At 72.3% G+C, this 21,187-nt stretch carries 12 protein-coding genes; 11 read left to right on the top strand and 1 reads right to left on the bottom strand.

The window, feature by feature from the left end; genetic code table 11:
- Window positions 1-54: 54 nt before the first annotated feature.
- Window positions 55-1,362: a lipase family protein gene (locus Q7X29_RS22140; RefSeq protein WP_218716286.1), complete on the bottom strand. Its 1,308-nt coding sequence runs from the start codon at window positions 1,360-1,362 to the stop codon at window positions 55-57.
- A 253-nt stretch (window positions 1,363-1,615) separates the two neighbouring features.
- On the opposite strand from Q7X29_RS22140, the gene Q7X29_RS22135 reads away from it, so the two are divergent.
- The 11 genes from Q7X29_RS22135 (at window position 1,616) to Q7X29_RS22085 (ending at window position 21,050) form a co-directional block, all read left to right on the top strand.
- A complete protein-coding gene (locus Q7X29_RS22135) occupies window positions 1,616-2,287 on the top strand; it encodes an O-methyltransferase (RefSeq protein WP_218716285.1) in 672 nt (223 codons plus the stop codon).
- 220 nt (window positions 2,288-2,507) lie between these two features.
- A complete protein-coding gene (locus Q7X29_RS22130; protein ID WP_218716284.1) occupies window positions 2,508-3,431 on the top strand; it encodes a LysR family transcriptional regulator in 924 nt (307 codons plus the stop codon).
- Between the two features lie 96 nt (window positions 3,432-3,527).
- A complete protein-coding gene (locus Q7X29_RS22125) occupies window positions 3,528-5,189 on the top strand; it encodes an AMP-dependent synthetase/ligase (protein WP_218716298.1) in 1,662 nt (553 codons plus the stop codon).
- Between the two features lie 141 nt (window positions 5,190-5,330).
- The gene (locus tag Q7X29_RS22120) at window positions 5,331-6,581 is read left to right on the top strand and encodes an NAD(P)/FAD-dependent oxidoreductase (protein WP_218716283.1); all 1,251 of its coding nucleotides are present in this window, start codon (window positions 5,331-5,333) and stop codon (window positions 6,579-6,581) included.
- Between the two features lie 73 nt (window positions 6,582-6,654).
- Window positions 6,655-7,260, top strand: coding sequence for an SGNH/GDSL hydrolase family protein (locus tag Q7X29_RS22115; protein ID WP_218716282.1), 606 nt, complete (start codon window positions 6,655-6,657; stop codon window positions 7,258-7,260).
- Window positions 7,261-7,294: 34 nt separating this feature from the next.
- Complete coding sequence (locus Q7X29_RS22110) at window positions 7,295-13,603, top strand: polyketide synthase (protein WP_316575255.1); 6,309 nt, start codon at window positions 7,295-7,297, stop codon at window positions 13,601-13,603.
- The gene (locus Q7X29_RS22105; RefSeq protein WP_316575254.1) at window positions 13,600-15,801 is read left to right on the top strand and encodes a beta-ketoacyl synthase; all 2,202 of its coding nucleotides are present in this window, start codon (window positions 13,600-13,602) and stop codon (window positions 15,799-15,801) included. The genes Q7X29_RS22110 and Q7X29_RS22105 overlap by 4 nt, the downstream gene beginning before the upstream one ends.
- Window positions 15,801-17,366 (top strand): PfaD family polyunsaturated fatty acid/polyketide biosynthesis protein, encoded by a 1,566-nt coding sequence (locus Q7X29_RS22100; RefSeq protein ID WP_316575253.1) that lies wholly within the window; start codon window positions 15,801-15,803, stop codon window positions 17,364-17,366. Before Q7X29_RS22105 ends, Q7X29_RS22100 begins: the two co-directional genes overlap by 1 nt.
- Complete coding sequence (gene accD / locus Q7X29_RS22095) at window positions 17,363-19,051, top strand: acetyl-CoA carboxylase, carboxyltransferase subunit beta (RefSeq protein WP_316575252.1); 1,689 nt, start codon at window positions 17,363-17,365, stop codon at window positions 19,049-19,051. The genes Q7X29_RS22100 and accD overlap by 4 nt, the downstream gene beginning before the upstream one ends.
- 116 nt (window positions 19,052-19,167) lie before the next feature.
- Window positions 19,168-19,683, top strand: a complete 516-nt coding sequence (locus Q7X29_RS22090) for an acetyl-CoA carboxylase biotin carboxyl carrier protein (protein ID WP_218719811.1) — start codon at window positions 19,168-19,170, stop codon at window positions 19,681-19,683.
- Complete coding sequence (locus Q7X29_RS22085; protein WP_218719810.1) at window positions 19,680-21,050, top strand: acetyl-CoA carboxylase biotin carboxylase subunit; 1,371 nt, start codon at window positions 19,680-19,682, stop codon at window positions 21,048-21,050. The genes Q7X29_RS22090 and Q7X29_RS22085 overlap by 4 nt, the downstream gene beginning before the upstream one ends.
- Window positions 21,051-21,187: the final 137 nt, after the last annotated feature.

The raw sequence follows: 21,187 nt of genomic DNA, 5'->3' as shown, positions 1-21,187 counted from the left end.
ACCGGACACGACAACGGGGCCCGCGCCGTTGCGGGCCCCGTTGCCGTGCGGCGCTCAGTCGAACGAGCAGCCGCCGACCGGCTTGTCCGCAAGCCGGTCGAGCAGGTAGGTCACCGCGTTGTCGGGACCGAAGCCGTCGATCAGTTCCGGACCGAAGTGGTTCGGGATGGTCGTGCCGGGCAGGATCGGCGGCAGTTCGTTGGTACGGAAGGTGACCGTGGCGCCCTGCCCGCACCAGTCCTCGGCGAGCCGCCGGGCCTGGCCGTAAGGGACGGTGTCGTCGTTGCGACCGCTGGTGATCAGCACCGGGGTGGTCGGCGTGGTGCTGCCCAGGCGCAGTTCCGCCAGTACGGGCGCGGCCTCGGGGATCTCGGCGAGGTGCTCGGTGAGCGAACGCCCGTCCACGGTCAGCGAATTCGTCCGCAGGAACGGGTGATAGGTGATCAGGTCGGCGACGCACGAGTCGCTCAGCGTGGCGAGCATGGCGCGGCCCTGCGGGCTGGTCACCCGGTCGACGGCCTGCTCGAGTTCGGGGTAGCGGGCGAGCATGCCGTTGACGGCGAACCCGATCGCGCCGCCGATCAGCGCGCCGTCGATGCGCTCGAGGATGGCCGACAGGTCGGCGACCGGTCCACCGGCCCAGGTGCCCTTGAGGTTCAGCTCCGGCGCGTAGCTGGGCGCCATCTCCGCCGCCGCCGCGGTGGCACCGCCGCCCTGGGAGTATCCCCACAGCACCAGGGGCGTCTCGGGGCCGACCCCGCCGAGCGCGTTCGCGGCACGAGCGCCGTCGAGGATCGCGTGGCCGCTCTCGAACCGGTTGGCGTAGGTGTGGATGCCGGGGGTGCCCAGACCGATGTAGTCGGTGATCAGCACCCGCGCGCCGAGCGCGCTCCACACCGCCGAGGACGGCAGTTCCTGATTCGCCGAGAGCCCGAGCGGATCGGCGGTCACCGAGACGCCGGTCGAGAACGCCACCGACATCGCGCACCGGTCGCCCTGGCCGGAGGTGCCGGGACCGATGACCACGGTCGGCCGTGGACCGGCGCCCTGCCACGGGTTCTTCGGCTCGATATAGGTGCCGGTGACGGCGACGGGGGAGCCGTCCTGCAACCGGCTGGTGTACATCACGTGCTGGGCCTGGGTCGGCCAGCCCGCCGCGGTCGGCGGCGTCGCGAGGATCGTCATCGGCTGGGTCTTCACGATCGCGCCCGGCGCCTGGGGGATCTGCGCGGGCGGCACGTAGAACGCGCTGACCGGCTCCGCGGCGACCTGCGTGCCGACCACCCCCGACCCGGCCACCGCGGCCAGACAGGCCAGTGCGGTCACCGCCGCCCGGCGCGCCAGCGATCGTGCTTGCTGCATACCACTCCCATCGATGCCACCGCCGCACCGTCGCGACTGTGTCCCCGGCCGCGTCGGAGCGGATTCATGACGCACGTCACGCCGCAGCGGCCGACCGAACGGTAACACTGTTACTGCACGCCGGGAACCCCGGGTCGGGGATGTGTTCCGTCCGGCGGTGCCGGGCGGCGAGCGCATCTGCGGGAGTGGGACATCCGGCTGCTCGCGCGGTCGAGAACAAGCCGAGGGCCGCCGACGGTGGCACACTGGCCCCATGACGGACAACGATTGGGCCGCTGTCGATCGCTATATCGTGGACGCGCTGGTCGGCGGCGACGGCGCGCCCGCATTGGCCGCCAACGCCGAAGCCGGACTGCCCGCGATCGATGTCTCGCCCCCACAGGGCAAGTTCCTGCACCTGCTCGCCCGGTCGACCGGCGCGCGGCGGATCCTCGAGATCGGCACGCTCGGCGGCTACAGCACCGAATGGCTGGCCAGGGCGGTCGGCGACGGCGGCACCGTGGTCACCCTCGAATTCGAGCCGCGCCACGCCAAGGTCGCCCGGGAGAACCTGGACCGGGCCGGAGTCGGGGCCAGGGTGGACATCCGGGTCGGCGCCGCGCTGGACACGCTGCCCGAGGTCGCCGAGGACACGACCGAACCGTTCGACCTGGTGTTCATCGACGCCGACAAGGTCAACAACGCCAACTACGTGCAGTGGGCGCTACGGCTGACCCGTCCCGGCTCGGTGATCATCGTCGACAACGTGGTGCGCCAGGGCGGATTGGCCGACGAGCACTCCGAGGACCCGAACGTGCGCGCGAGCCGCGAGCTCGTCGACCTGCTCGCCGCGGAGCCGAGCCTGGACGCGACGGTGCTGCAGACGGTCGGCGCGAAGGGCTGGGACGGCTTCGCCTACGCGGTGGTCAACGGCCCGGTCTCCTGAGCGCCATCCAGGGCGGCCGCGCGGTAGAGTGGGCGGTTCCCCGGTGCGCCGGTGGCGCGCCGTGTGTTTCGGCCGCACGCGCGCCGCGCCGGGGCGGCCACGCCGAATCCGGGGCGGGTTCACCCACCGGCAACGCGCATGGCGACTTCTGGGCGATCGGTATTCATCACGGGTTATCCGCTCTCGATAGCGTGGTGGTACTCGGAAGGAGCCCGGCGTCATGGAATTCCGACACCTCGTTTCGTTCATCACCATCGCCGAAGAGTTGCATTTCGGTCGCGCAGCGCAGCGCCTCCATCTGACCCAACCAAGTCTCAGTGCCCAGCTGCAGAAGCTGGAGAAGTCGCTCGGCGTCCAACTGGTCGCCCGCAACTCCCATGAGGTGCGGCTGACCCCGGCGGGACGGGAGTTCGAACTCCAGGCCCGCCAGATCGTCGCCCAGCTCGACCGTGCCGCCCAGGCGGCCAAGGCGACCGCCGAAGGTCGCGCGGGCAGTCTCAACATCGGCTACAACCTGCCTGCCAGCAGACACGTGCTGCCGGAGGCGCTGACCAGGATGACCGAACGACACCCCGACATCGTGGTGTCGCTGTGGGAGAAGCGGACCGGGCCCCAGCTGGCCGGTCTCGCCGACGGCTCACTCGATCTGGCCCTGGTCTACGGTCATCCCAGTACCGCGGACTTCCGGTATCGCCGCCTGCTGCACCGGGTTCCACTGGTGGCTGTCGTCGGACGACGACATCGGTGGGCGGACCGGCCAGGAGTCCCGTTCGCCGAACTACAGAATCAGGACTGTGTGCTGTTCGCGCGCGAGCAGTGTCCCGCGATGTACGACACGATCCTGCGCTCGGCCGCCGAGACCAGGATCTCGCTCAACGTCACGCATTCGGCCGACGACCCCGGCGCGACCGCGCACATGGTCTCGGTCCGTCCGCTCGTCGGATTCGCCTCGCTACCGCGGGCGATTTCGATGGGAATGGGAGTGGCGGGCAGTAGTTCGGTGGCGGTGAAATTGTTCGACCCGGTGCCGACCCTGGATTTGCACGCGGTGTGGCGTGCCGACGAGCCCAATCCCGCCGTCGCGCTGTTCCTGGAATGCATCGAATCGACACAGCTAGATGATGTCCGGGCATTGTCGGCGTGAACCCGTCGATAGGACATGACTTTCGCGCGGTAGGAACAGCGATGGCGGCGGCGACGGGAATGGTTGCCGCCGTGAAGAATTCAATTCGTGAACACAGTGTCTGTCACCGCGAACGGATTCGTTCCATCCGATACCTCCAGTCTGTATGCGATTGTTTCCGAAGCGGCACGGCGTGACCCCGCGCGCCATTCCCTGTGTGCCGTCGACGGAACCCAGCTGACCACCGGCGACCTCGACACCCGTGTCCGCGCGCTCGCCTCGGCCCTGCTCGACCGAGCGGTGGCCGCGGGCGATCGCGTGGCGGTGCTCGGGCGCACGAGCCTGGAATGGGCACTGCTCGACTGTGCCGCCGTCGCCATCGGCGCGGTGATCGTGCCGGTGTACCCGACCTCCTCACCCGCCCAGATCGAGCACATCCTGCGTGACAGCGGCAGCCGCTTCTTCGCGGCCGAGACCGCCGCCGACGCGGTCCGCCTGACCTCGGCGGGCGCCGACGGCGAGGTGTGGTCGTTCGACGAACTCGGCGCGTGGTCCACCGGCCGAGACGGCGAGCACCCGGAGCTGGACGCGCGGATCGCCGCGGTCGGCGCCGGCGATCTGGCGATGATCGTCTACACCAGCGGCACCACCGGCTTGGCCAAGGGCTGCATGATCAGCCACCGCAACATGTACGTGACGGCCGCGAACACCGCCCGCCAGACCGGCACGCTGTTCGACGGCACCACCGCGCTGGCCCTGCCGCTGTCGCACGTGTTCGGCCAGACCATCCTGTTCGCCTGCCTCTACGGCGGCAGCCGCACCCACCTGCTGCCGGGCGTCCCGGACCTGGTGCCGGCGCTGGCCCGGCTGCGCCCCACCTTCCTGGCGCTGGTTCCCTACGCGCTGGAGAAGATCCGCAAGCACACCCGGGCCCTGCTCACCGAGGAGCAGGAGGCGGCGGCGGTCGAGCGCGGACTCGCCCTGCTGGCCGAGGGCGCGGCGCCGACCGCGACGAACGACGCCGTCTCGGCCGCGTTCGGCGGGCAGCTGCGTTACGTGATCTCCGGCGGCGCATCGCTCGACGACACCACCGCGGGCTTCTACGCCGGTGTCGGCGTGGTGATCCTGAACTGCTACGGCCTCACCGAGGCGGCCACCGCGGTCACCGTCAGCGCGCCCGAGACCAACCGGGTCGGCACGGTCGGGCGTCCGATTCCCGGCACCGAGGTCGGCATCGGCGCCGACGGCGAGGTATTGGTGCGCGGTCCGCACGTCTCGCCCGGGTACTGGGGCGCGGCGGCCGATCAGCGGCCCGTCGACGAGCAGGGCTGGCTGCACACCGGCGACATCGGCGAGCTCGACGACGGCCACCTGCGAATCACCGGGCGCAAGAAGGAGATCCTGGTGACCTCCGGGGGCAAGAACGTCGCCCCGACCCTGCTCGAGGACCGGGTCCGGCTGCACCCGCTGGTGAGCAACTGCATGCTCGTCGGTGACGGGCGCCCGTTCGTGACCGCGCTGATCACCCTCGACGCCGATCGCGCCGCCAAGTGGCAGATCGACCATCCCGACGCGGAGCCGGCCACCGAGATCCAGGCCGCCGTCGACGACGCCAATTCCCTGGTGTCGCGCGCGGAATCCATTCGCGCGTTCCGTGTCGTCGACGGCGATTTCACCGTCGAGGCCGGGTTGCTCACCTCGTCGCTGAAATTGCGCAGGGCGGCGATCGCCGACGCCTATTCCGCGGAAATAGATCAGCTGTACATGTCGCGCGGGTAACGCGGCGCGAAATTCCCCAGCCGTCCCGCCGACGATAGCCGGGACCGATCGGCCGATGAATAGCGGTGGCCCGCAGTGGTTTCCGCAATTCATCGGCGACAGACTCGAAATCGGAATTCGACCACCGAAAGTGATCACATCATGTATGACGTCATCGTCGTCGGAACCCGGGTCGCGGGCTCGCCCCTGGCCATGCTGCTGGCCCGTCAGGGCTACCGGGTGCTCGCCGTGGATCGCGCGACCTTTCCCAGCGACACCCCGTCCACGCACTACATCCACCAGGCCGGCCTCGGCTTTCTGAAGTCCTGGGGTCTGCTCGACACCGTCGTGGCCACCGGCTGCCCGCCGATCCGCCACCTCAACTTCACCTACACCGACATCGAGATCCCGGGCATGGCCGATCCGTCGGCCGACGGCATCGACGCCGTGTACTGCCCGCGCCGCACCGTGCTCGACAAGATCCTGGTCGACGCGGCGGGGGAGTCCGGCGCCGAGCTGATCGAGGGCTTCACCGTCACCGGCCTGCTGCGCGACGGCGACCGGGTCGCCGGTATCCGCGGCCGCGTCGGCGAGGGCCCCGAGCAGGAGTTCCGGGCCAGGCTGGTCGTCGGTGCCGACGGCGCGAACTCGATCGTCGCCAAGGAGGTCGGCGCGGCCACCTACGAGGGCTCGCCCGCCGCCTGCTTCGTCTACTACTCCTACTACGAGGGCGTCGACTGGGGCATGCACCACCGCACCGGCTTCGGCGAGCAGCAGTTCGCCTCCTGGCCGACCAACGACGGCCTGGCCCTGGTCGCGGTGATGCGCAAGCGCGACCGCTTCCGCGACTTCCGCACCGATCCCGACGCGGGCCTGCAGGAGATCGTCGACCAGGTCGACCCGGAGATCGGTGCGCGCCTGCGTGATACCGGCAAGCGCGTCGAGCCGTTCCGGCCGATGCTCTACCCGGACAACTACCGTCGCCAGTCCTTCGGCCCCGGCTGGGCCCTGGTCGGCGACGCCGGCTACCACAAGGATCCGTTCACCGGCTGGGGCATCACGGATGCCTTCAAGTACAGCCAGCTGCTGGCCGACCTGGTGCACGAAAGCCTCTCGGGCGCGCGGCCGTTCGAAGAGACCATGCCGGAGTACCAGCGCGAGCGCGACGCCCAGAGCGCCAGCACCTACGAGCTGACCCAGTCGATCTCCGACCTCACCCTGACGCCGTACTACGACTCGGTGTTCCGCGCCGCGAGCCTGAGCCCGCACTACTCGAAGAAGTTCTTCGGTCTGATCGCCGGGCTGTACCCGCCGGACAAGTTCTTCGGCGAGCAGGAGCTGGCCGCGCTCTACGAAGAGGTGAACTTCCCCGTCGCCGACCGGCACGTGGTCAACACCGGAGTCTCGGCATGAACGGTCAGCGCCCGGCGGTGATAGCGCGGCGGCACCAGGCAGGGCACCCGTCGCTGCCGCGGGAGGTGGCGGCGTGATCGCGGCCGGCCTGACGGCGCTCGGCGACAGCTTCGTGGAAGGCCGGGGCGACCCGGCCGCGGCGGGCGGCTACCGGGGCTGGGTGTCGCGGCTGGGCGGCCAGCTCGGCCTGCGCCCCGCCACGATTCGCAACTTCGGCACCCACGGCGCCACCACCGGTGATGTCGTCGCGGGTCAGCTCGCGGCGGCGACGAGCGCCCGGGCCGGCCTCTACGGTGTGGTCGTCGGTGTGAACGACCTGGTCAGCGCCTACGACGAGGACCGGTTCGCCGACAATCTGCACACCATCTTCACCACCCTGCGGGCGGGCAGGGCCACCGTGTTCACGGCGACCTACCCCGACATCCCCGCCCGGCTGCCCGTCCCCGACGGCTTCCGCGCCCTGCTGCGTGAGCGTTTCGCCGTCGCCAACGAGGTGCTGGCTCGTGTCACCGCCGACACGGGCACCCTGCTGCTCGACATCGCGGCGCACCCCGACTGGGCCCGGCCGGAGGTGTGGACCGCCGACGGTCTGCACCCCAGTCCGGCGGGTCACCGCCTCTTCGCCGCCACCGCGGCCGAACTGATCTCGTCGACCACCGCCACCACTGTCGCCGCTTGAGTTTCGCGACTGCCCGTTTTCGAGAGGAAATTACGTGACGGACGAACGACGTCTGGCCCGCGACCCGATCGCCATCGTCGGGATGTCGGGTCTGCTGCCCAAGGCACACACCCACCGCGAGTACTGGCAGAACATCATCGACGGCGTCGACTGCACCTCCGAGGTGCCCGCGTCGCGCTGGAGCCTGGACGACTACTACGACGCCGACCGCTCGGCGCCGGACAAGACCTATTCGCGTCGTGGCGCTTTCCTGCCCGACGTCGAGTTCGACCCGCTGGAGTTCGGCATGCCGCCGAACCAGCTCGAGGTCACCAGCACCATGCAGACCCTGAGCCTGGGGGTCGCGCGGGATCTGCTGCTCGACGCGGGCGCGACCGGTTCGTCGTGGTACGACCCGGCCCGCACCGGCGTGGTGCTGGGCACCACCGGCCCGGTGCCGCTGATGCACCCGCTGGCCGCGCGCCTGTCGACCCCGGTGCTCGAGGAGGCGGCCCGCTCGGTCGGCCTGTCCGACAGCGACGTCGCGGAGATCTCGCGCCGGTTCGTGGCCGCGTTCGCGCCGTGGGAGGAGAACTCCTTTCCGGGCCTGCTCGCCAATGTGGTGGCGGGCCGGGTCGCCAACCGGCTCGGCCTCGGCGGCATCAACTGCACCGTCGACGCGGCGTGCGCGGCCTCGCTGGCCGCGATCCGCACCGCGATCGCCGAACTGCAGGACGGTCGCGCCGACATGATGATCACCGGTGGCGTCGACACCGAGAACTCGATCTTCATCTATCTGTGCTTCAGCAAGGTCGGCGCGTTGTCGCCGACCGGCCGGATCAGCCCGTTCTCCGCCGAGGCCGACGGCACCCTGCTCGGCGAGGGCATCACCATGCTGGCGCTGCGCAGGCTCGCCGACGCCCGCCGCGACGGCAACCGGATCTACGCGGTGATCCGCGGTCTCGGGTCCTCCAGCGACGGTCGCGCCAAGAGCATCTACGCCCCGGTCGCCGCCGGCCAGCGGGTGGCGCTGGAGCGCGCCTACGCCGACGCCGAATGCTCGCCCGCCGACGTGGAGCTGATCGAGGCGCACGCCACCGGTACCGCCGTCGGCGACAAGACCGAGCTGACCGCGCTGAAAGGCCTGCTCGCCGAAGCGAGTTCGGAGACCGGGTTCGCCGCGCTGGGCAGTGTGAAGTCGCAGATCGGGCACACCAAGGGCGCCGCGGGCACCGCGGGCGTGATGAAGCTGGCCCTCGCCCTGCACCAGAAGATCCTGCCCTCGACGATCAACGTCGACGCGCCCAACAACGAGGTCGACGCCACCCGGACCCCGTTCTACGTCAACACCAGGACCCGGCCGTGGGTGCGCGACCCGCAGCGCCCGGTGCGCCGGGCCGCCGCCTCGGCGATGGGCTTCGGCGGCACCAACTTCCACCTCGTGCTCGAGGAGGCCGACGGCGAGCGCGGCCCGGTGCTGCACCGCGTCCCCCGCGCGCACCTGTGGCACGCGCCGGACGTGGCCGGCCTGATCGACGTGGTGCGCAGCACTCCGGGCACCGACGGCGGCGACATTCCCGCCGACCACGCCCGGATCGGTTTCGTCTCCGTCGACGCCGACACCGCCGCCGATCTGCGCGCGCTGGCCGTCGACGAGATGGTGCGCAATCCCGAAGCGGCGCACTGGGACCACCCCGAGGGCGTCTACTTCCGCGCCGCGGCGCTGCCCGCCCCGAAGGTCGGCGTGCTGTTCGCAGGCCAGGGCAGCCAGTACGTGGACATGGGCCTGGACACCGCGCTCAACAACCCGCCCGTCGGCGCGGCCTTCGACGCTGCCAACGCCGCGTTCGCCGGTGCCGCGCAGCGGATGGGCGCGGTGGTCTTCCCGCCGCCCGCGTTCACCGAACAGGACCGGGCGGACCAGGAATCCGCCCTGCGCCGGACCGCGTTCGCGCAGCCGGCGATCGGCGCGCTCGCCGCGGGCCAGTTCCGGGTGCTGACCGAGTTCGGTCTGCGTGCCCACGGGTACCTCGGCCACAGCTTCGGCGAACTGACCGCGCTGTGGGCCTCGGGCGCGCTGAGCACCGCGGACTTCTTCGCCCTGGCCCGGGCCCGCGGCGAGGCGATGACCGTCGCCGACGACGCCGAGGCGGGCACGATGGTGGCCGTCAACGCACCGCGCGAGGACGTCGCCGCGGTCCTGGCCGAGCTCGACGACGTGTGGATCTGCAACCACAACGCCCCCGATCAGATCGTGGTCGGCGGCGGCGGAGCGGGCATCGCCGCCTTCACCGCGCGCAGTGCCGAGAAGGGCTGGGCCACCCGGGATCTGCCGGTGGCGGCGGCCTTCCACACGCCCTACGTCGCGCACGCTGTCACCGAATTCGGTGCCGCCGTGGCCGAGGTCGACATCACCGAGCCGGACGCGCCGGTCTACGCCGACACCGCGGGCGCGTCCTACGGTGCCGACGTGGCCGCCAACCGGGCGACGCTCACCGCCCAGCTCAGCCAGCCGGTCGAGTTCGTCGACGCGCTGCGCGCCATGCACGCCGACGGATGCACCGTCTTCGTCGAATGCGGTCCCAAGCAGGTCCTCACCTCGCTGGTGCGCCGCACCCTCGGCGACGACGTGATCGCCTTCGCCACCGACACCGGTCCCATCGGCAACGGCGACGTCGCCCTCAAGCGCGCCGCGGTGCGCCTGGCCGTCCTCGGCGTCGAGATCGCCGGCATCAACCGCTACGCCGCCGGCGACGACGCGCGGCCCGCCCCCGCGGGCAACCGGATGACCGTGACCCTGTCGGCCCCGGAATACGTGCCCGACAGCCGCCGGGACGCCTACGCCGCGGCCCTGTCCGACGGCTACCGCGTGCACATCGAGGTGCCCGCATCCCCGCACCAGCCTGTGGTGCCACCGATCGTGGAGGAACAGCTCGTGACCATCCCCGCCCCCGGCCCGTCCGAGTACCGGACGACCGACTCGCTCGACACCGCCCTGGTGCAGCACCTCGACACGCACCGGCAGTACCTGGACGGACAGCTCGACCTGGCCCGCGGCCTGGCGGGCGCGCTGAGCAACGGCACGCTCGACGAGAACACCCTGCGCGCCATCGAAGCGGTGAAGGACCACGGCATCGCGATCAGCGAAAGCCACTCGCGGGCCAGTGATGTGCTCGCCCAGCTGGCCGAGCTCGAGGGCGGTGCGCCGATCTCGGGGACCCGCACCGTCGCCGCCGCCCGGCCCGCGCCGCGGGCGATCACCGCCGCGCCCGCCGTACCCGCGATCGCCGCCCAGGCTCCCGCGCCGACCAACGGGCACGCCGCCCAGTCCGTACCCGCCACGAACGGGTCGGTCGCCCAGGCGGTTCCGACTGCCATCGCGCCGCAGGCCGCTCCTGCGGTCGCCACACCGCCGGTTGCCGCGCAGGCCGCTCCGGCCGCCGTCGCCCCGCAGCCCGCGGCTTCGGCTGGTGCGGTCACCGGTGACGCCGTCCGCGCGGCACTGCGCGAGGTCGTGGCCGACAAGACCGGCTACCCGGTCGAGATGGTCGACCCGACCATGGATCTGGAAGCCGACCTCGGCGTCGACTCGATCAAGCGCGTCCAGGTCATCGGCGCACTCCAGGAACGCTTCCCGTCGCTACCCAGCCTCGGCCCCGAGCAACTGGGCACCCTGCGCACTCTGGACCAGATCGCGGATCTGCTGGCCGGCGCGGACGCCACTTCCGCCGCGCCCGACGTCCCCGTGACCAGCGAGGCCGCCCCGGCCGACGACGCCACCAGCGCCGACACCCTGCGGCAGGCGCTGCGGGAAGTCGTCGCCGACAAAACCGGCTACCCGGTCGAGATGGTCGACCCGACCATGGATCTGGAAGCGGATCTGGGCGTGGACTCGATCAAGCGGGTCCAGGTGATCGGCGCTCTGCAGGAACGGTTTCCGAATCTGCCCAGCCTCGGACCCGAGCAACTCGGCACCCTGCGGTCGCTGGATCAGATCGTGGCCGAGCTGGCCGGGGGTGATGTCCACCCAAAAGCTGAGGCCGCGGCCGAAACGCCGCGGCACGTCGTCGAACTCGTCGAGCTGGCGCCGGTCGATCTCGCGGTCGATCCGTATCGCCCGGCGGGTCGCGCACTGGTGGTCTGCCTGGACGAATCCGCCGAGACCGACGGCGAGGCGATCGAAGAGGCACTGCGCGAACGCAGCTGGAGCGTGCAGCGGGTCGGCGCGGCCGACGCCATGACCGGACCGGCGGACGTCTGCGTGGTCGTGGCCGGTGTCGCGTCGGAATGGGAGCAGGCCGAACGCGTCCTCACCGAGGCGATCCTGGTCGGCGGCCGGGTGCTGCCCGCGTTGCGCGGCGCGAGCGCCCGGGCGGGCTTTGTCACCGTCACCCGGCTCGACGGGCACCTGGGTCTGCTCGGTGACGCCGAGCCGGTGCCGGCGCTGCTCGGCGGGCTGGGCGGTCTGGTGAAGACCCTGGCCGCGGAGGAACCGGCCTTGTTCTGCCGGGCCCTCGACATCGCCCCCGCGGCGACGCCGGGGCGGGTGGCCCAGATCGTGCTCGAGGAACTGTGCGACGCGGCGATCGACACCGTCGAGGTCGGCGTCGACGGCTCCGGCCGCCGCCGCACGCCGGTGCCGAGCGGGCACAAGCCCGCCCTCACCACCGAGATCGTCAGTGCCGCAGCAGAACTCGATCCGCCGGTGCTGACCGCCGACGACGTCCTGCTGGTGACCGGTGGCGCGCGCGGCGTCACCGCCACCTGTGTGCTCGCCCTCGCCGCGCACAGCGCCGCGCGCTTCGTCCTGCTCGGGCGGACCCAGCTCACCGACGAGCCCACCTGGGCGGTGGGGGTCGCCGACGGTGACCTCAAGCCGGCCGCCGTGCGGGCCCTGGCGGGCACCGGGGTCAAGCCCAAGGACATCGACCGGGCGTGCGGGGAGATCCGCGCGATCCGCGAAATCCGCGCCACCCTGGCCACGCTCGGCGACCGCGCCGACTACCTGGCCGTCGACGCCACCGACGCGGCCGCCCTCGCCGCGGCGATCGCGCCGTGGCGCGACACCGTCACCGGTGTCGTGCACGGCGCCGGTGTGCTGGCCGACTCGCTGATCCCGGACAAGACGGTGGACTCGATCGGGCGGGTGCTGCGTCCGAAGATCGGTGGTCTCGCCGCCGTGCTGGCCGCGGTGGGGGAGCCGAAGGATCTGGTGTTGTTCACCTCGGTGGCCGGGCTGTTCGGCAATACCGGGCAGGCCGACTACGCCGCCGCGAACGAGGCGCTGTGCCGCTTCGCGGTGAGCTGGCGGCGCAGGCATCCCGGCCACCGCGTCACCGCGCTGGACTGGGGCGCCTGGGACGGCGGCATGGTGACCGACGACCTGCGCGAGCACTTCCGCAGCCGCGGCATCCCGCTGCTCGCACCCGCCGCCGGTGCCGCCGCGTTCACCACGCAGTTCACCACGGCGCGCAGGCCCGAACCGGTCCTGCTGGTCGGGGCGGCTACCGCGCTGTCGACGGGCGAACGCCCGGCGACGCCGGTGCGGGCCCGCCGCGACGTCACCGATCTGGTCGACGAACCCGTGATCGCCGCGCACCGGATCGGCGAGCACATCGTGTTGCCCGCGACCTTCGGGCTCGGCGCGATGATCAACCTCGCGGAGCGAACCCGGCCGGGCCGCACCGTGATCGGAGTCCGCGACTACCAGGTGCTCAAGGGGCTCGTGTTCGATCATCCGGTCACCGCGCTGGAGATCGAGCTCGAACCGGTGGCCGATGTCGACGGCCGCACCGCGGTGCGCGCCACCGTCTTCGGTGACAAGGCTGCCCACTTCCGGGCGACCCTGCTGCTGGCGGCGGGGCCGGAGACGGCGGGCACCCAGCCGATCGTGGCCGGTCCCGGCATCGACGCCGGACGGATCTACAGCGATGCCGTCCAGTTCCACGCCCCCGCGCTCCAGGGGCTGCGCGGCATCCGCTCCGAGAGCGACAGCGCGATCGTGCTGGAGTGCTTCCTGCCCACCGGCCCGGTCGCCGACGGCGCCTACGCGGGCCGCCTGCACGATCCCGTCGCCGCCGACCTGATCCTGCAGGGACCGCCGGTCCTCGGCCACCGCCTGCTCGGCGCGGCCTGCCTGCCGCTGGGTGTCGGCCGGATCGGCTACCACCACCCGCTGCCGACCACCGAACCGTTCGTCCTGGTGGTCGACAACCCGCGCGCCGGGCGGCTCGAAGCCCGCATCGACGCGACCGCGCTGGCCACCGACGGCACAGTGCTGCAGCGGTTCTCGGACGTCACGGTCCTCACGACGCCCGATCTGACGGAGAAGTTCCAGACCTCGGTGAGGGAGTGGACCCGATGACAGTCCTCGATTTCGACGGCGTCGCCTTCGACCCGGTCGGTGCGGTCGACGCACCGCCCGCGCCGCGGGCCCAGCCGACCACCACGTCCACCGCGCGGGCAATGTCGCCTGCGCCCACCGCCGAAAGCGCGCGGTACTCCGGTGCGCCGGTGCCCGATTCGGCCCTCGGCCCGATCGGCGAGCTGCGCACCGGCCTCGTCGCCGCCCACCGCGCAGCCCTCGGCGCGCAGGTCGCGCTCCAGCGGGCCCTGTGGCAGCGGGCGACCGGCGCCGCGCCGGCCGCCGACCGAGCCGTCGGCGGGGCGGGGTCGGCCGTCACCGCACAGGCTGCCGCGACGTCCCTCGGCCACCGAGCGGGGTCCGGCGCACCGGCCGGCTCAGCCGACATAGCCCAGCCCGCAGGTACGGCCCAGCTCACAGGCACAGGCCAGGCCGCTGGGGCGGGCCGGACCGACGGTGGCGAGTCGGCGTCGATCGGCCCCCGCGGCGCGGCGGCTGGTCCGGTGCCGCAGCCGGGCACCGGGGGAGCCGTGGCCGGCGAGGCCGGTTCGGCAACCTCTCCGGTAGCCAGGGAAGGCGCGTTCAAGCCGCTGGCGCGTACCGGGCGCACCCAGCTCGACCGCGCGGCCCTGGAATCACTGGCCCAGGGTGCGATCACCGAGGTGTTCGGACCCGGCCATCAGCGCGACGGTGTCGCGGTGGCCGCACGGCTCGCTGCCGGGGAACCGCTGGCGCTCACCGAGATCGCCTCGATCGAGCTCTACGGCGGAACCGGCGACGGTCGCGTGGTCGCCCACTACGACGGCGCGTTCGGCGCGGCCGCGCGTCAGGCCGCCGAGGTGTTCGCTCTGTTCACCGGTATGCACCTGTGTCTGTCGGGCAGCACACTGACCGGTGCCACCCCGGCGGTGTCCGGCGCGGCCCGCGGGACGCTCGAACTCGTCGTCACCGGCCTGGATCTCGTGCCCCGCCCGCACGTCGCGGCCACCGCGAGTGTCAGCGGTGGCGAGGCGAGCGTGGCGGTCCAGGTCACCGTCGCCGAACCCTCCGGCGCCGACGTCGGCCCGGGCCGGGCCGTGCCGGGCCTGCTGCTCAACGAGTTCCACATGACGCACCTGGCCCGCGGTGATCAGGCGATCGCGATGGGCCCGGAGTTCGCGGAGTACACCGGTGTGCGTGCGACCCGCCTGCCCACCGGCGGCCTGCTCCTGGTCGACCGGGTCCGCGACTTCGACGGTGCCCGAGGCACGCTCGACGCCGCGTCCTACACCACCGAGTACGACTCGCCCGCCGACTCCTGGTACTACGCCGACACGGCCAACGACTCCATGCCGCACTTCGTGTACATGGAGACCTCGCTGCAGGCCGCGCTGCTCATGGGTTACTACGCCGGGCCGACGCTGACCCAGCCGGGCGTCACTCTGAGCCTGCGCAATCTCGGCGGCACGGCCACCGTACTGCGCCAGGTCGACCTGCGCGACCGCACGATCGAGCAGTCCTCGCGGATGCTGTCGACGACGATCCTGCCCGGGTCCTCGCTGCAGACCTTCGACTACACGCTCAGCGTCGACGGTGAGCCGTTCTACACCGGCGAGACCATGTTCGGGTACTTCAGCGACGAGGCGCTGGCGAACCAGACCGGCCTGGACGCGGGCCGTCCCGCCCCGTCCTGGCTGGCCGAGCACCCGCGGGCCCAGGTCAGGACGATCGACGTGGCCGCTCGCCGCGCCGATCCGTCCGCACCGCTGTGCTCGCGCGGCACGCTGGCCCTGATCGACCGGATCGACGTGGTCGACGGCGGCGGCGAACACGGTGCGGGATACCTGCATTCGCTGCGCGCCATCGACCCCGACGACTGGTTCTTCGCCCGCCACTTCCACCTCGACCCGGTCATCCCCGGTTCGCTCGGCGTGGAATCGGTGATCCACGCCGTGCAGGAATGGCTCGTCGACGCAGGCCACGCCGCGGGCATGGCCGATCCGGTGTTCCGTATCCCCGCCGGCATCCCGTTCAGCTGGCGCTATCGCGGCCAGTTCCTGCCCACCGACGGCACCGTCGAACTCGAGGCGCACATCAAGGAACTGCGCCGTGGTCCGCACGGGGTGACGGCGGTCGTGGACGGTTCGCTGTGGAAGCCGGGCCTGCGGATCTACGAAGTCACCGATCTGGCCGTCGAACTCGTCGATCGGAGGGCGTGATGACCACGATGCGCACCGCGGTGGCGAACACCGCCGAGGAGATCACCGCGCTGCTGCTCGATCTGGACGCCCCCGTCTGGATCGTCCGCACCGCGGACGGGGTCGGCGCCACCGCCGACCAGGCCGTGGCGGCCGGAGCCCAGGTGCTCGCCGCCGTCGCGCCGCTGCCGCCGCAACGGCTCGGCGACAGCGCGTTCCGCGCCGCGCACGGGGTCAGGGCGGCGTATGCCGCGGGCGCCATGGCCAATGGCATCGCCTCACCCGCCCTGGTGAAAGCCATGGCGCGCAACGGCTATCTGGCCGCCTACGGCGCGGCCGGAGTCCCGCCCGCCGCGGTCGACGCGGCGCTGGGCGAGCTGGCCCGGGAGCTGGGCGGACAGCCGTTCGCCTGCAACCTCATCCACAGTCCCAGCGAGCCCGCGCTGGAACGCGCCATCGTCGAGGCCTGCCTGCGCCACGACGTGCGCTGCGTGGAGGCCTCGGCCTTCATGGATCTCACCGCCGAGGTCGTGCGGTACCGGGCCGCCGGCCTCACGGTGGACCGGCAGGGCGGCATCGCGATCGGGCATCGGGTGATCGCCAAGGTGTCCCGGGTCGAGGTGGCCGAGCTGTTCCTGCGGCCCGCGCCCGCGCGGCTGTTGAGCGAGCTCGTCGCGGCGGGCCGGATCACCGCCGAGCAGGCCCGCCTCGCCGAGCGGGTGCCGATGGCCGACGACATCACCGCCGAGGCCGATTCCGGCGGCCACACCGACCGCCGACCGCTCACGGTCCTGCTGCCCGAACTGATCGCGGCCCGGGATCGCCTGGCCGCCACCGTGACCGGGGCCGACCGGGTGCGCATCGGCGCCGCGGGCGGTATCGGCACCCCCGATGCCGTCGCGGCCGCCTTCGGGCTCGGCGCGGCCTATGTGGTGACGGGGTCGGTCAACCAGTCGGCCGTCGAGGCGGCGCAATGCGGCGCCACCAAGACCTTGCTGGCCAGGGCCGAATTCGCCGACTGCGCCATGTCGCCGTCCTCGGACATGTTCGAACTCGGCGTGCAGGTCCAGGTGCTGCGGCGCGGCACCATGTTCGCCGCCCGCGCCCAGCGGCTCTACGACACCTACCGCGCCTACGACGGTCTCGACGCTCTGCCCGCGACGCTGCGCGCCGAGCTCGAGTCCAGCCTGTTCCGCAGGCCGCTCGACGAGGTGTGGCAGGAGTGCGTGCGGTACTTCACCGAACGCGACCCGGCCCAGCTCGCCGGCGCCGAACAGGACCCGAAGGCGAAGATGGCGCTGGTGTTCCGCTGGTATCTCGGCCTGTCCTCGGGCTGGAGCATCCGCGGCGAGGCCGACCGGGTCGCCGACTACCAGATCTGGTGCGGGCCCGCGATGGGCGCCTTCAACACCTGGGCGGCGGGCACCTACCTGGCCGCGCCGGAGAACCGCGCCGTCGCCGACATCGCGGGACAGCTGCTGTTCGGCGCCGCCTACCTGACCCGCGTCGCCCAGCTGCGGACAGCGGGTGTCCGGCTGCCCGCGGCCAGTGCCCGTTACGTCCCACGCCCGCTGGAGGACCGATGACCATCGTCGAGACCGGAACCGCCACCACCGGCACCGCCTGGATGCTGTGCCCGGCCTGCGGGACGGTGATCTACGTCAAACGCTACGACCGGGCCGACCGGGTCTGCCCCGAATGCGACGACCACGGCATGCTCACCGCCGATCAGCGCATCGACCAACTGCTGGACGAGGATTCGGCCCGGCCGATCGTCACCGCGGCCACCGTCACCGATCCGCTGGGATTCGTCGACACCCGCCCGTACCCCGAGCGGGCCGAGCAGGCGCGCCGGGCGACCGGGCTGCCCGAGGCGATCCGCTGCGTGCGCGGCACCCTCGACGGCACGCCGATCGTGCTGGCGGTCATGGACTTCCGCTTCCTCGGCGGCAGTCTCGGCAGCGCGGTGGGCGAGGCGGTCACCGCCGCCGCCGAGGCGGCGCTGGCCGACCGCGCGCCCCTGGTGATCGTCACCGCCTCCGGTGGCGCGCGCATGCAGGAGGGCATTCTCGCGCTCATGCAGATGGCCAAGACCAGCCGCGCGCTGCGCCGTCTCGACGATGCGGGCGTGCTGACCGTCTCGATCGTCACCGACCCGACCTACGGCGGTGTGGCCGCCTCCTTCGCCACCGCCACCGACATCATCATCGCCGAACCCGGCGCGCGCCTCGGCTTCGCGGGCCCACGAGTGATCCAGCAGACCATCGGCCAGATCCTGCCCGCCGGCTTCCAGACCGCCGAGTTCCTGCTCGACCACGGCATCGTCGACATGATCTGCCATCGTTCGGCACTGCGCGCCCGGCTGTCGCGGTTGGTCGCGATGACCACTCGCCCGTCGCGCCGCACCGAGCCCGCCGACACCGACGCCGTCATCACCGACCCGGCCGTGCTCGCCGCCCGCGGATCCTGGGACTGCGTGCGCGCGGCCCGCCAGCTCGGCAGGCCGACCACCCTGGACTACCTGGCTGCCGCCTTCGACGATTTCGTCGAGCTGCACGGCGACCGGATGTCGGCCGACTGCCCGGCCATGATCGCGGGCCTGGCCCGTCTCGACGGCCTGCCGGTCGTGGTGGTCGGGACCCAGAAGGGCCACACCGGCGCCGAACTGACCGAACGCAACTACGGCATGCCGACCCCGGCGGGCTACCGCAAGGCCGCCCGGGTGATGCGGCTGGCCGCCAAGCTCGGTCGCCCGGTCGTCGCGCTGGTCGACACCGCGGGCGCCTACCCCGGCATCGAGGCCGAGGAGCAGGGTCAGGCCGTGGCCATCGCCGAGTCGCTGAAACTGCTGGCCGGACTGCCCGTTCCGGTGGTCACCGTGATCACCGGCGAAGGCGGCAGCGGGGGAGCGCTCGCGCTCGCGTTGGCCGACCGGGTGCTGGTGTGCGAGAACGCGGTCTACTCGGTGATCAGCCCGGAAGGCTGCGCCGCCATCCTCTGGAAGGACCCGGCCGCCGCGCCGCGCGCGGCCGCCGCCCTGCGCGTCGAAGCGGCCGCCCTGCTCGAATTGGGCATCGCCGACGCGGTCGTTCCCGAGCCGGCGGGCGGGGCCGATCGCGATCCCGTCGGCGCGGCCGCGCTGCTGCGGCGCGCGGTGCGCCAGGCCGTGCACGAACTGCGCGCCTGGCCGACCGCCGAGCTGCTGGCCCAGCGCCACCGCCGATTCCGGGCCTACGGCCTGGCGCGTCCCGAGGCCGCGGCGACCCGATGACGGCCACGATCCGCCCGTTCCGCCTCCGCCTTCCCTTGACGGCCCTCGGTCAGGTCCTGCGCTTGCCGGACCGGACCACCGATTCGACTCGCCCGCACCGAGATTCAGGAGAACCGATGACCGAGCCCGCCCTCAGCGAATCCGTCCAGCGGGCGGTGAGCGCCACCGACGCCGACCACAGCCTCGCCGTCCTGACCCGCCACGCGCTGCAGGTGCGCGCCACCGCCGCCGACCCGAGCTCGGTGACCGTCGCCAACGGCCCGGTCTCGTTGCGGGTCACCTGGGACGACCGGCCCGTCTCGGCTCCCGCCGTCGTCCCCGAGACCACGGGGCATCTCGCGCTCGTCACCCCGCCCGCGCCGGTCGAGTCCGCCGCGACCGGCGCGAACACCTTCGCCCTGACCGCCGAGACCGTCGGGGTGTTCTATCGGTCGCCGGAACCCGGTGCCGCGCCGTTCGTCTCGGTCGGTGACCCCGTCCGGGCGGGTCAGCAGGTCGGCATCATCGAGGCGATGAAGCTGATGATCCCGGTCACCGCGACCACGGAGGGCGTCGTCGCCGAACTGCTCGTCGACAACGGCGACGCCGTGGAGCACGGCCAGCCGCTGATCGTGTTCGAGGCGCTGCGGTGACCCGCCCCCTCCGTAAGGTGCTGATCGCCAACCGCGGCGAGATCGCGGTGCGGGTGATCCGCACCTGCCGGGAACTCGGCATCGCGACCGTCGCGGTGCACTCGGCCGCCGACCGGGACTCGGCGGCGGTCCGGCTGGCCGACGAACGCGTGCAGATCGGGCCCGCCCCGGCCAAGCGCAGCTACCTGTCGATCCCGGCGATCATCGAGGCCGCCCGCACCACCGGCGCCGACGCCATCCACCCCGGCTACGGATTCCTCTCCGAGGACCCGGATTTCGCCGAGGTGTGCGAGGCGGAGGGGTTCGTCTTCGTCGGCGCGCCCGCCGCCGTCATGGCGCGGCTGGGCGACAAGTCCACGGCCAGGGCGCTGATGGCCGACGCGGGGCTGCCGCTGCTGCCCGGCAGCCGCGACCCGATCGACGACGCCGAGGCCGCCCGAGCGCTGGCCGAGCAGATCGGCTACCCGGTGATCATCAAGGCCGTCGCCGGCGGCGGTGGCCGCGGGATGCGGGTGGTCCGCGACGGCGACGACTTCGGGGCCGCCTGGCAGCACACCCGGGCCTCGGCCGCCGCGGTCTTCGGCGACGGCAGGCTCTACCTGGAGCGCTACCTGGAATCGGCCAGGCACGTCGAGGTCCAGATCCTCGCCGACACCCACGGCACGGTGGTGCACCTGGGCCTGCGCGACTGCTCGCTACAGCGCAGACACCAGAAACTCGTCGAGGAATCGCCCGCTCCCGGCCTGTCCGCCGAACTCGCTGACCGGATCGGCGCGGCGGCCGTGCGCGGCTGCGCGGCGGCCGGGTACGTCGGCGCGGGCACCGTGGAGTTCCTGCTCGGTCCCGACGGGCAGTTCTACTTCATGGAGGTCAACTGCCGGTTGCAGGTCGAGCACCCGGTCACCGAGATGGTCACCGGCGTCGACCTGGTCGCCGCACAGCTGCGGATCGCGGCGGGCGAACCGCTGTCCCTGCCCGCCGATCTCCGCCCGCGCGGGGTGTCGATCGAGTGCCGGATCAACGCCGAGGATCCCCAGCGCGAATTCGCCCCGGCCGCAGGCACTCTCGTCGAGTGCGCGCTGCCCGGTGGTCCGTTCGTGCGCGTCGACACCCATGTGGGGACGGGCTACGCGATTCCCCCGCACTACGATTCGCTGCTCGCCAAGGTCGTCGTCTGGGCGCCCGACCGCCCGGCCGCCATCGCCCGCATGCGCCGCGCGCTGGCCGAGACCACCATCACCGGCGCGGGCGTCGCCACCACCACCGAGTTCCTGCACGACATCCTCGACCACCCCCGCTTCCGCGCCGCCACCCACGACACCGCCCTCATCGGCACCTGCACGGCCCCGGCCGTCGCCGCCCGCTGACACCCGCCCGGAACGGCTCCCTGCCCGGGCCGGTCCGGGCGAGCGCCGGCGAACCGAGCTGCCGGTACGACGATCACGCGATCCGGCCACCGTCATCAGCACCGAGATCCGGCCGAGGCGTCACCGGCGGTTCGGTG

The organism is Nocardia canadensis (assembly GCF_032656385.1).
Classification (GTDB): domain Bacteria; phylum Actinomycetota; class Actinomycetes; order Mycobacteriales; family Mycobacteriaceae; genus Nocardia; species Nocardia canadensis.
The sequence above is the reverse complement of the archived record's forward strand: the minus strand, read 5'-3'. Positions and strand labels throughout refer to the sequence as shown.

What these genes read in the sequence shown, in the direction of transcription:
- Q7X29_RS22140 (WP_218716286.1), bottom strand. Translation starts at nt 1,362, where the DNA reads ATGCAGCAAGCACGATCGCTGGCGCGCCGGGCGGCGGTGACCGCACTG.
- Q7X29_RS22090 (WP_218719811.1), top strand. Translation starts at nt 19,168, where the DNA reads ATGACCGAGCCCGCCCTCAGCGAATCCGTCCAGCGGGCGGTGAGCGCC.
- accD (WP_316575252.1), top strand. Translation starts at nt 17,363, where the DNA reads ATGACCATCGTCGAGACCGGAACCGCCACCACCGGCACCGCCTGGATG.
- Q7X29_RS22120 (WP_218716283.1), top strand. Translation starts at nt 5,331, where the DNA reads ATGTATGACGTCATCGTCGTCGGAACCCGGGTCGCGGGCTCGCCCCTG.
- Q7X29_RS22130 (WP_218716284.1), top strand. Translation starts at nt 2,508, where the DNA reads ATGGAATTCCGACACCTCGTTTCGTTCATCACCATCGCCGAAGAGTTG.
- Q7X29_RS22105 (WP_316575254.1), top strand. Translation starts at nt 13,600, where the DNA reads ATGACAGTCCTCGATTTCGACGGCGTCGCCTTCGACCCGGTCGGTGCG.
- Q7X29_RS22135 (WP_218716285.1), top strand. Translation starts at nt 1,616, where the DNA reads ATGACGGACAACGATTGGGCCGCTGTCGATCGCTATATCGTGGACGCG.
- Q7X29_RS22100 (WP_316575253.1), top strand. Translation starts at nt 15,801, where the DNA reads ATGACCACGATGCGCACCGCGGTGGCGAACACCGCCGAGGAGATCACC.